Source organism: Streptomyces fuscigenes (genome assembly GCF_021556455.1).
In the GTDB taxonomy this organism is placed as follows: domain Bacteria; phylum Actinomycetota; class Actinomycetes; order Streptomycetales; family Streptomycetaceae; genus Streptomyces; species Streptomyces fuscigenes.
On sequence record NZ_JAKGCV010000160.1, the window covers coordinates 1 to 11,616 of the forward strand.

At 74.7% G+C, this 11,616-nt stretch carries 8 protein-coding genes; 5 read left to right on the forward strand and 3 right to left on the reverse strand.

What is annotated here, in order from left to right:
* The coding region (locus L1885_RS15045) for a TerD family protein (RefSeq protein WP_235797613.1) at positions 1–708 on the forward strand (708 nt) is incomplete at its 5' end.
* Positions 705–1,466, forward strand: a complete 762-nt coding sequence (locus L1885_RS15050) for an SDR family NAD(P)-dependent oxidoreductase (protein ID WP_235797614.1) — start codon at positions 705–707, stop codon at positions 1,464–1,466. The genes L1885_RS15045 and L1885_RS15050, both read left to right, overlap by 4 nt.
* A 146-nt stretch (positions 1,467–1,612) precedes the next feature.
* Here L1885_RS15050 and L1885_RS15055 read toward each other — a convergent pair whose 3' ends face one another.
* The 3 genes from L1885_RS15055 to L1885_RS15065 form a co-directional block, all read right to left on the reverse strand.
* Positions 1,613–4,969: a discoidin domain-containing protein gene (locus L1885_RS15055; RefSeq protein WP_235797615.1), complete on the reverse strand. Its 3,357-nt coding sequence runs from the start codon at positions 4,967–4,969 to the stop codon at positions 1,613–1,615.
* A gap of 341 nt (positions 4,970–5,310) precedes the next feature.
* Complete coding sequence (locus L1885_RS15060; protein WP_308117328.1) at positions 5,311–5,784, reverse strand: GNAT family N-acetyltransferase; 474 nt, start codon at positions 5,782–5,784, stop codon at positions 5,311–5,313.
* Between the two features lie 119 nt (positions 5,785–5,903).
* On the reverse strand, positions 5,904–6,710 hold the full coding sequence (locus L1885_RS15065) for an IclR family transcriptional regulator (protein WP_235797616.1): 807 nt from the start codon (positions 6,708–6,710) through the stop codon (positions 5,904–5,906).
* A gap of 174 nt (positions 6,711–6,884) precedes the next feature.
* Between L1885_RS15065 and L1885_RS15070 the strand changes: the two genes are divergently transcribed.
* The 3 genes from L1885_RS15070 to L1885_RS15080 all read left to right on the forward strand — a co-directional run.
* Positions 6,885–8,417, forward strand: a complete 1,533-nt coding sequence (locus tag L1885_RS15070; protein WP_235797617.1) for an aldehyde dehydrogenase (NADP(+)) — start codon at positions 6,885–6,887, stop codon at positions 8,415–8,417.
* Between the two features lie 359 nt (positions 8,418–8,776).
* Positions 8,777–9,256, forward strand: a complete 480-nt coding sequence (locus L1885_RS15075; protein WP_235797618.1) for a MarR family winged helix-turn-helix transcriptional regulator — start codon at positions 8,777–8,779, stop codon at positions 9,254–9,256.
* Positions 9,253–11,616 (forward strand): FUSC family protein (locus tag L1885_RS15080; protein ID WP_235797619.1); only part of this gene is annotated, 2,364 nt, incomplete at its 3' end. The genes L1885_RS15075 and L1885_RS15080, both read left to right, overlap by 4 nt.

Consider the following 11,616-nt stretch of genomic DNA (forward strand, 5'->3'; position numbering starts at 1 on the left):
GACCCGGCGGCGGCCGCCGCCCCGCCCGCACCGCCGACCCCCTCGTACGCGCCCGGCTCCGGCGCCCCGACCCCGCCGCCCGCGCCGCCCGTGCCCCCGGCCGCCTCCGCCCCGGCGCCTGCGTCCGGGGGGAAGATCAACCTGGACAAGGGGCGCGTGAGCCTCCAGAAGAACCAGACCGTCTCGCTGGTCAAGGGCGGCCGCCCGCTGCTGTCCCGGGTCAAGATGGGCCTCGGCTGGGAACCCGCCTTCCGCGGCGCGGACATCGACCTCGACGCGTCCGTCATCGCCTACGGGCCGGACCGCAAGCACATCGACAGCTGCTACTTCGGCAAGCTGACCATCCTCGACGGTGCCGTCAAGCACTCCGGCGACAACCTCACCGGGGAGGGCGCGGGCGACGACGAGGCCATCGTCGTCGACCTCGGCCGCGTGCCCGCCGAGGCGACGGGCCTCGTCTTCACCGTCAACTCGTTCTCGGGGCAGAAGTTCACCGAGGTCGCCAAGGCGTACTGCCGGCTGATCGACGCCGCCACGGAGGAGGAGCTCGTCCGCTTCGACCTGACGCACGCCGAGGCGGAGACGGGCGTCATGATGGCGAAGTTGATCCGGCAGTTCTCGGGAGAGTGGGAGATGACCGCCATGGGCGACTTCGTGAAGTCCCGTACGGTGCGCGGCATGGTCAAACCGGCCGCGAAGGCGCTGTGACCGCCCAGGGGCGCGGCGTCCTCGTCACCGGCGCGTCGGGCGGCCTCGGCCGGGCGCTCGCCGCGGCCTTCGCCGCGCGCGGCGACCGGGTGGCCGTGCACTACGGCAGCCGCGAGGAGGGCGCGCGCGAGACGCTGCGGGCGCTGCCCGGCGAGGGCCACGTGCTGGTCGGCGGCGACCTGTCGGACCCGGCGGGCGCGGCCCTGGTCGCCGACGCCGCCGACGAGGGGCTCGGCGGGGTGGAGGTCCTCGTCAACAACGCCGCGGTGAACGACGCGCACCCGCCGCTGACGACCTCCTACGAGGAGTTCGCGGAGCTGTGGCAGCGGCACCTGGCGGTCAACCTGACCGCGCCCGCGCTGCTCGGCCACCGCGTCGCCGGCCGGATGGTCGACCGGGGCGTGCGGGGCAGGATCGTCAACGTCGGCTCCCGGGGCGCGTTCCGCGGCGAGCCGGACTACCCGGCGTACGGCGCGTCCAAGGCGGGCCTGCACGCCCTCGGCCAGTCGCTGGCCGTGGCGCTCGCGCCGCACGGCATCGCGGTCGCGTCGGTCGCGCCCGGCTTCATCGACACCGAGCGCGTCGCCCACCGGCTCACCGGCGCCGAGGGCGAGGTGATCCGCGCGCAGAGCCCGTTCGGCCGGGTGGCGACGGTGGAGGAGATCGCGGCGGCGGTGCTGTGGCTGTCCTCCGCCGAGGCCGAGTGGGCGTCCGGCACGGTGCTCGACCTCAACGGCGCCTCCTACCTGCGCACCTGACGCGGTGCCGCGCCGGCGGGCGGCCTCGCGGGCGCGCCGCTCCGGCCGACGGGGGCAGGCCCCCGGGCAGCCGGAGCGACGCGACCGGCCGCCCGCGCCGTCCGGCCGGGCCGCGGTGCGGACGGCCCGCCCTCAGCGGCCCGCCGTCACGTCACCGTCCAGACGAAGCTCGCGGTGGCCCGCGCGCCCGCCGGGGTGGCGGCCGTGACGGTCACGGTTGCCGTGCCCTTCGCGGTGGCCGCTCCCGTGACCACCCCGTCCGCCGTCAGGCGCAGGCCGCGCGGCAGCCCGGTGGCCGAGTACACGGCGTCCGGGGCCGAAGCCCGGACCGGCAGCGAGACCTTCGCGCCCGCCGGGCTGGACATGCCGTGCGGATTCGCCAGGGTCAGCGACCCGTTCGTGCCGCCCGCCGCCGAGGGCGCCGTCGCCGCCCGGGCCCCGGCCGCGGCGCTCACGGCGAAGCTGCCCGTCAGCGGCAGGTTCCGCGACGAGTCGCCGACCTGGACGCGGAACGAACCGGCAGGCGTCGTCCAGGTGTTGGACGACGTCGACCAGTACGCGAGGTCGTGCGGCGTCAGCGTGAACGACACCTTCGCGCTCGCGCCCGGCTGCAGGTCCACCCGCTGGAAGCCCTTGAGCTGCTTCGCGGGCTCGCCCGCCGCGGGAGAACCGAGGTAGAGCTGGGCGACCTCGGCGCCCGCGCGTGAGCCGGTGTTGGTGACGGTCGCGGTGACCGTGCGGTCGCCCGCGCCGTCCGCGCCCCCGACCGCCAGGCCGGAGAAGGAGAACGAGGTGTAGGAGAGGCCGTAGCCGAACGGGAAGAGCGGTGCGACGTCCTTGTCGTCGTACCAGCGGTAGCCGACGTCGAGACCCTCCGAGTACTGGACGTTCGTGCCGTTGCCCGGCCACTGGGCCGTGGTGTGCGCGGGCACGTCGGCGAGGCTCTTCGGGAACGTCACCGGCAGCTTGCCGGAGAAGTCGTCGTCCCCGTACAGCAGCCGCGCGAGCGCGGTGCCGACGGTCTGGCCCGCGTACCAGTTCTCGACCACGGCCTTCACCTGGCCGAGCCACGGCATCGTCACCGCCGAGCCCGTGTTGAGGACCACGATCGTGTTCGGGTTGGCGGCGGCGACCTGCGAGATCAGAGAGTTCTGCTGGCCCGGCAGGTCGATGCTCGTCAGGTCCGTGCCCTCCTGCTCGCCGTAGCTCGCGAACACGATCGCGACGTTCGACGCCTTGGCGAGCGCGACGGCCGAGGCGATGTTCGTGCCGTCGTCGTAGTTCACGCTCACGCCCGAGCCGGCGCGCGCCTTGATCCCGTCGAGCGGGGAGACCGTGCCCGAGCTGGTGGCCGTGGCGCTGCCGCCGCCCACGCTCTGCACGCCCGCGCCGCCGTCCGTGCCCAGCACGGCCACGGACTTGGCGGCCGAAGTCAGCGGCAGCACGTTGCCGTCGTTCTTCAGCAGGACGGTGCCCTGCTCGGCGACCTGCCGGGCGGTGTCCTGGTGCGCGGCGGAGGTGACCGTCGCGGTCGGTGATCCGGTGTTCTTCTTGTCGAAGAGGCCGAACGCGAACATCTGCGTCAGCACGCGTCCCACCATCGTGTTCAGCGTCGCCTGGCTGACCTGGCCGTTCGCCAGCGCCTGCGCCAGGAAGTCGGCGTAGAAGTAGCCGCCGGGCATCTCGACCGTCATGCCGTTGTTCGCGGCCTTCACGGTGGAGTGCGCCCCGCCCCAGTCGCTGGTGACGAAGCCGTTGAAGCCGGCCTGCTGGTACAGCGCGGTGTTCAGCAGGTAGCCGCTGTCGCAGTCGTAGTCGCCGTTGACCGTGGCGTACCCGCACATCACCGACGCCGCGGCGCCCTTGCCCACCACCGACTGGAAGCCCGGCAGGTAGATCTCCTGGAGGGTGCGGGTGTCGACGATCGCGTTGTCGGCGGGCCCGTTGCGGTTCGTCTCCTGGTTGTAGACGGCGACGTGCTTCGGCTCCGCCATGACGCCCTGGCTCTGGATCCCCTGCACGTTGGCCGTCGCCATGGCCGACGTCAGGTACGGGTCCTCGCTGTACGTCTCGAAGGCCCGGCCCCAGCGCGGATCGCGCACGATGTTCAGCGTCGGGCCGAGCGCGACCCCCGCGCCCTTGCCCGCGAACTCGGCGCCGGCGACCGCCCCGTACTGCTGCACGAGCGACGGGTTCCAGGTCGCGGCCGACGAGACGGCCGAGGGCAGCTGCGTCACGCCGCCCATGCCGTCGCCGACGCCGCTCGGACCGTCCTGGAAGCCCACGTCGGGGACGCACAGCGACGGGATGCCGGACAGGTCGCCGATGTACGGCGAGGCGTTGCCGTTGCCGTGCAGCAGCGAGATCTTCTGGGCCTGGGTCATCTGGGCCAGCACCTGCGCCACGCGGGTCGCGACCGGCGCGGTCGAACCCACCCAGGGGCAGTCCCCGTTGCCGCCGGTGGGCGGGGCCGTGCCGCCGGGGGTCAGCACGCTGAACTCCCAGAGCGAGTAGCCGTAGGGGGTGGCGCGGTGCGTCCCGTACATCCGCACGTACCGGGCGCTCGTCGCCGTGAAGGACACGGTCTCCGTGCCGCCCTTGCCGCTGGTCGTCGCGTACACCGACGTCCAGGACGAGCCGTTCGCGGACACCTGGATCTCGTAGGCCGTCGCGTACGCGGCCTCCCAGGTCAGCTGGGCGCCGCAGACCGTCGTGGCGGCGCCGAGGTCGACCTGGATCCACTGCGGGTCGCTCGCCGCGCTGGACCAGCGGGTCCCGGCGTTGCCGTCGAACGCGGCGGACGGCGAGAAGCTCGCGTCCTGCACGGAGGACGCCGTGGCGGGCTTGCCGAGCGCCGCGGTGGCGGTCCCGCACGGCTGGCCGCCGCCGTCCTGCGACCCGCCGTAGACCTGGAACTCCCAGAGGGAGTAGCCGAACGCGGTCGCGCGCTGGGTGCCGTACATCCGTACGTAGCGGCCGGAGCCGGAGACGGGGAGCGTCTGGGTGCCGCCCGTGCCCGCGGCCGTCGAGTAGAGCGTCGTCCAGTGGGAGCCGTCGGTGGAGGCCTGGATCTGGAAGGCGCTCGCGTAGGCGGCCTCCCAGCTCAGCGTGACCTGGGAGATGCTCTGGGCCGATCCGAGGTCGACCTGGATCCACTGCGGGTCGGCGCCGGGGGCGCTGGACCAGCGCGTGCCGGGATCGCCGTCGACCGCGGACGACGCGGGGAAGACCGCGTTCTCGGTGGAGGAGGCGGTCGCGGGTCTGCCCTGCGACAGGAGGGCGGGCCCGGCGGCGCGGGAGGGCCCGGCGCCGGTCGCGAGCAGGGTGCTCGCCGCGAGGACGAGGAAGGCGAGGAGGAGGGCCGCCCGCGTGCGGGGCGAGCGGGCCGGCCCCGGGGCGGTGAGGGCGGCGGACGGCGGCAGGGGGCGGAAGGTGCGCCGGGAGCCGGGCCCCGGTGCGGTGCCGGACCGGCTTTCGGGCGGGGTTGCTGCGGAACGTGGCATGGGGGGCCTCTCGTCGGGGAGAGCGCTCTCAAGGGTGAGCCGATGATGTGGCGTTGTCCGGTCCGCGTCAAGAAGATGAACGCGATTCGGGACGCGGGGAGTTGGCGGCGACAAGTAGTGAAGGCGGCCCCGGGCCCGGGCGGGAGGGACGCGAACCGGCCACCGGCGCACGTCACGTGCCCGGTGGCCCGCGGCCCCGACCCCGTGAGGGGCCCGCCCCGCCCCGGACGGCCCGGCGGGAGGCGTCGGGCCCTGCTTACCGGGGGCCGTGGCGCTCGGGCCGTGATGCCCGGGCCTGGGCCGTGTCCGACACAGGGCGCCGTCCGCCCGAAGGGCGGGCTCTAGCGCAGGACGAGGTGCAGCTCGGCGATGGGGCCCCGCCGCGCGTTCGCGTACGACACGGACTCGCCCACGATCTCGAACCCGCAGGCCCGCAGCACCCGCAGCGACCCCTCGTTGTCCGCGGCGGCGCTCGCGCGCAGCGGGCGTTCGTCCGGGACGAGGGCGAGCAGGGCGCGCAGCGCCGCGGTCGCGATGCCGCGGCCCCACAGCGCGCGGTCCACCCAGTACGTGACCTCGCGCCCCTCGGCCATCGGCCCGTACAGCCCTGCCATGCCCGCGACCTCGCCGCCGGCCAGGACCGTCCGCAGGACGTCCGTACGGCCGGGGGCGCGGACGCGCGCCCAGTGCTCCTCGAAGTGGGCGCGGTCGTCGGGGTCCTCGTGCGTGAACGCGGCCATCCGGACGGCGGCCGGGTCCCGCATCATGTCGAAAAGCAGCGGGAGGTCGGCGTCCTCGACCTCCCGCAGCACCACGTCGGCGGCCGCCCCGCCGGACGTGCCGGCCGCCGCGCCGTCCGGCGTCCCGGCGCCGCCGCCGGGCGCGGCCGTCCCGCTCTCCACGTCCGCCCGGTCAACGGCGCCCGCGTCGCCGGTCACAGCCGCCGCGTCGCCATCGTCAGGCGGTCGCGGGCGTCGAACAGCGCCTCGCGGACGGTCTGTTCGTGGGCCGGGGTGAGCCGGGCCACCGGCACCGAGCAGCTGACCGCGTCTCGCGCGGGCGTCCGGTAGGGGATGGCGATGCCGAAGCAGCGCAGGCCCAGGGTGTTCTCCTCGCGGTCCACCGCGAAGCCCTGCTCGCGCACGGCGTGGAGTTCCTCGATGAGCTTCTCCCGGTCGGTGATCGTGTTCTCGGTGAGGGCGGGCAGCTGCTCCGGCAGCATCGCCCGGACCTGCTCGTCGCTGTACGTCGACAGCAGGGCCTTGCCGAGGGACGTGGAGTGTGCGGGCAGGCGCCGGCCGACCCGGGTGAACGGCCGCAGGTAGTGCTGCGACTGGCGCGTCGCGAGGTAGACGACGTTGGTGCCGTCGAGCCGCGCCAGGTGGATCGTCTCGGCCGTGTCGTCGGAGAGCCGGTCGAGCGCGGGCCGGGCCGCGGCGACGACCTCGTCGCCGTCGATGTACGAGGTCCCCACCAGCAGGGCGCGCACCCCGATGCCGTAGCGTGTCCCCGTCGCGTCCGTCTCGACCCAGCCGAGCTCGACCAGGGTGCGCAGCAGCATGTACAGGCTGGACTTCGGGTAGCCGACGGCCTCCTGGACGGCGGCGAGCGAGTGCATCCCGGGGCGGCCCGCGAAGTACTCGAGCAGCTCCACCGTCCGTACGGCGGACTTGACCTGGGCGCCGCCCGCTCCCGCGGTCCCGTTCGAACCGCCGCCCCCGTTTGTCTCGACAGCCGCCATAACGCCTCGCCCTGCCCCTTCTCCCTGACCGTTCCTGACGGCCTTGACCACACAGAACGCCGGAAATAGAGTCCCTGAAGATTCACCATCAGGAATCGTGTTCAGAATAGCGAACACTAGCGAATTCAGCCTCGGAACGGCCCGCAGGCCCAGGCCCTTGGGAAGGAAGCCGCGGTGGCAGCAACACCAGTCTGGAGTGTCGACCCTCGCACGGGGAAGCAGCGCGAGCAGGTCGCCGACGAGGCGACGGCCGAGGAGGTCGACCACGCGGTGCGCAGAGCGCACGCGGTGCGCGGCGCCCTCGCGGACCGCACGACCCGCGCCGCGCTGCTGCGCAAGACCGCCGACCTGCTGGACGAGGCGGGCGAGCACGTGATCGAGGCGGCCGACGCCGAGACGGCGCTCGGCCCGGCCCGGCTCACCGGCGAACTCGCCCGCACCTCGGCACAGTTCAGGGCGTTCGCGGAGGTCGTCGAGGACGGCTGGTTCCTCGACGTCCGCATCGACCACGCCGACCCCTCCCGCACCCCGCCGTGGCCCGACCTGCGCCGCTACAAGCTGCCGCTCGGCGTCGTCGCCGTCTACGCGGCGAGCAACTTCCCGCTGGCGTTCTCCGTGCCGGGCGGGGACACGGCGAGCGCCCTCGCCGCCGGCTGCCCCGTCGTGGTCAAGGCGCACCCCGACCACCCGGCCACCTCCGAGCTGTGCGCGTCGGTCATCCGCAGGGCCGCCGCCCAGGTCGGTCTGCCGGAGGACGTGCTGATCCTGGTGCACGGCTTCGAGGCGGGCGTCGCCCTCGTCAAGCACCCGCTGGTCACCGCGGCCGGCTTCACCGGCTCCGTGCGCGGCGGCCGTGCCCTGTACGACGCGGCGGCGGCGCGGCCCGAGCCCATCCCCTTCCACGGCGAACTCGGCTCGCTCAACCCGGTGGTGATCACCGAGGCGGCCGCGGCCGAGCGCGCCGGCGAGATCGGCGCGGGGCTCGCGGGCTCCATGTCCTCGGGCGTCGGCCAGTTCTGCACGAAGCCCGGCTTCGTCCTCGCGCCGGAGGGCGAGGCGGGCGACCGGCTGCTCGAATCCCTGACCGCCGCGGTCAGCGAGACCGAGCACGGCGTGATGCTCGACCACCGCATGCGCGACGCGTTCATCGGGGGCATCGAGGAGCGGGCCCGGCTGGCGGACGTCAAGGCCCCGGTCACGCCGGGCGCCGGCAGCGAACACACCGTCAGCGCCGGCTTCCTGACCGTCCCGGCGGCCCGGCTCGCCGGGGAGGGGGAGCACGACCTGCTCCTGGAGGAGTGCTTCGGCCCGGTCACCGTCGTGGCGCGCTACGCGTCCGTCGACGAGATCGGCGCGGTGCTCTCGCGGCTGCCCGGCAACCTGACCGCGACGCTGCACCTCTCGGACGGCGAGGGCGACGGCAGCGTCCCGGGCGCCGGCGAGCTCCTGCGCGCGCTGACGCCCCTGGCCGGCCGCGTGCTCGTCAACGGCTGGCCCACGGGCGTCGCCGTCGCGGACGCGCAGCAGCACGGCGGCCCCTACCCGGCCACCACCTCCACCTCGACGTCCGTGGGCGCCACGGCGATCGAGCGCTGGCTGCGGCCGGTGTCCTACCAGTCCACCCCGGCGGCGCTGCTGCCGGAGGAACTGCGCGACGACAACCCGCAGGGGCTGCCGCGCCGCGTGGACGGCGCGCTGGAGAAGTAGCACCCGACCCGGCGGCCTCCGTCGCCGGACCGGCCCCGTGGGCCGCGGACCGACCGGTCCGCGGCCCACGGGCGTTCCCGGGCCTTCCCGTGGACCGCGGCGGCGGCGCGCCCCGGTGCGTGAGGGACGCGTACGGCTCCCGGGAGGTGATTCCCGTCACGTACCAGGCCCCGGTACGCGGCCCCCGGCCCCTCGCGCCCGCGGCGGGGCGGACCGGTACGGGCCAGGCGGGGCAGGGGTGCGAGCGGCCGGGAGCCGCCGCCCGGGCCGCGGGCGCCATAAAAAATCCACACCGAGCCTTGACCCTCCGTGCGGCACCACGGTAATGAAACCCGATCACTCCCTTATATAATTGCTGTATGCATTCATCGCCGGTGTCCGACGAGCAGCGGGTCGTTGCCGCCGCCCGCGGGCTCCTGCGAAACATCGGCCGGCTGTCGCGCGACCTCTACCGGGCCGGTGAGTTCGGCCTCTCGCGCAGTCACGTCTCGGTCCTCGACGCCCTCGAGACGCGCGGCCTGCGCGTCACCGAACTCGCCGCGGACACCGGCCTGACGCAACCCCGCGTGACCGTCGTCCTCCAGGAACTCGTCGAACGCGGGCTGGCCGCGCGCACCCGCTGCGCCACCGACCGCCGCGCCGTCGACGCCTCCATCACGCCCGAGGGCCGCCGGTTCCTCGAAGAGGCCCGCCAGCGCATGGCCGGAGCCATCCACGCCGGGCTCGCCGCCCGCGGCAGCGGCACCGAGGACTCCGAACGCGCCGTCCTCGCCGCGCGCGAGGCCGTCTCCCTCCTTCTTGACGCCCTGCACACCCCGATCGAAGCGGAGGTCAGTTGACCGCCCCCGTCCGCACGACGACCGCCACCTCCACGGTGGCGGAGTCCGGCACACCCGGCACCGCGTCCCCCACCGCCGGCCACCATCCCCTCCCCGTCGCGCCGCCACGCGTCGGCGGTCCCCGCCGCTGGTGGGACTGGATCCTCGCGGCCGACCCCGGCCTCGGTCAGCTCCAGGCCGGATGGCGCTCCGTCATATCCATGATCACCGCGCTCGCCGTCGGCTACGGAATGGCCGTCGCCCTGGGCCTGCCCGCGATGCTCGGCATGACGGTCGGCGGCATGATGGGCCTGATGAGCGCCTTCGCGGTCGCCGAGAACACCGCGCCGCGCCTGGCCCGCGCCATCCTGTGGATGCCCGTCCCGTTCTCCGCGGTCCTCCCGCTCACCGCCACCCTGCACGACGACAGGCCGCTCGAACTGACCCTGATGGGCTTCGGGCTGGCGCTCACCTTCTTCCTCGCGCGCTTCGGCACCATGTACCTGCTCACGGGCATGATGCTGTTCAACTCGTTCATGGTCGGCATGATGGCCGCCATCCCGCTGAACCTCTGCTTCAAGGCGTTCCTGGTGGCGCTCGTCAGCTGCGCGGGCGTACTCGCGGCCCGGCTGGTGTTCTGCTACCCGATGCCCCGCGAGGACCTGCTGCGCACGCAGCGCGCGTTCGTCGTGGAGGCCCGCCGGGTCGCCGACTCGGCGGTCGCCGCGCTGGACCCCGACGCCGACCACGACAGCGCCGTCAAGAAGATGCGCCGCAGCATGCGGCGCCTGAACATGACCACGGTCATTATCGACGGGCGGCTCGCCCAGCCCGAGGTCGCCGCCGATCCGGACAGCGCCGAACTCCTGCACCGCCACCTGTTCGACGCGGAACTCGCGCTCCAGGGCATCGGCCAGGCGGTCCAGCGGCTGACCCGCCTCGAGATGCCCCCGGCCCTGCGCGAGACCGTCGTCGTCGGACTCGTCATCGCGCGCGGCACACCGCTGGGCCGCGCCGGCGCGCTGCGCCCCGCCGCCCGGCTCATCCAGCAGCAGGCCGCCGCGGTCGCCGCCGCCGGGGAGGAGCTGACCACCGACGAGGCGGAGGCGGCCGAACTCGCCGAGCGCGTCGGGCAGCTGCTCGACGCGCTGGCCGGCTCGCTCGCCCAGTGGCTGTCCCTCGGCTGGGACGCCCCCACCGCCCCGGCCAAGGTCCCCTTCCAGCCCACCGTCGCGCTGGAGCAGAACCGGCCGGCCGGCACCGGCGCCGTGGCCCGCCGCGTGACCGCCGAACGGGACGTGAAGGGCTGGCGCCGCGCCCTGCCGTACCTGCGGCTGCCGCTGCACGCCGGCGTGGCCGTCGCGATCGTCGCGCCGATCTCCGACGCCATCGACCCCGGCCGGTTCTACTGGGGCCTGGTCGGCGTGATGATCACGCTGTTCGGCACGAACACCACGCACGACCGCGTGCGCAAGTTCGGCCACCGCATGGCGGGCACGGTCGTCGGCGCCGTGATCGGAGTGCTGCTCCTGCACCTGATCGGCCCGGGCCACGTGTACGCGACCCTCGCCGTCATCGTCGCCGGCCTCTCGCTGGGCGCCTGGGGCATGCAGCGCGCCTACGCGTTCTGGGTCGTCGGCCTCGTCGCCGCGCTCGTCCAGATGTACGGGCTGACCACGCCCTACAGCGGGATGGACCACCTCCTGGCCGAACGCCTCCTCGACAACGCCATCGGCATCGCGGTCGCCACCGTGTGCGCCGCGGTGATCTTCCCGGTCTCCAACGGCCGCCTCGTGCGCGAGGCCGAGCGCGGCTTCGCCGCCGCCGTCGAGCGGCTCGTCGCCGGGATCGCCGACCGCTGGAAGGACCCCGCGGCCCCCGTCCGGCTGCGCGGTGCCGCCCGCGGCGTGGACGCGGCGCTGTTCCAGATCCAGGGCCTGGCCCGGCCGTTGATCAAGATGCCGCTCGGCGTGCGTGGCGCGGACGCGCCCAACCGGCTGGCCCTGCTCACCAACGCGACGGGCCACGCCCGCGCGCTGGCCGCCGCGGCAGACGTCGACATCGACCTGGCACCCCGCCTGGCGGCCCGGGTCGAGCAGATCATGGGCACCTTCGCCGAGTCGCTGGGCGCCCTCGACCGGCGCCTGGCCGCGGGCGAGCCCGAGGGTGCCTGGGTCCGCGTCGGCACCCTGGTCCGCGACCTGGAGGCGGCGCTGGACGCCCCGTCCGGGCCACGTGCGGACCGGCTGCGCGCCGCGCTGCGCGAACTGGCCGCCCTGGACGAGGCGCTCGCCGGTTACGCGGAGGCCCGCGGCCTGCGCGTCGTGACCGCGGGCGCCCTGGACCGCGAGCCGGCGCCCGGCGCCCGCCCCGCGAGGCCG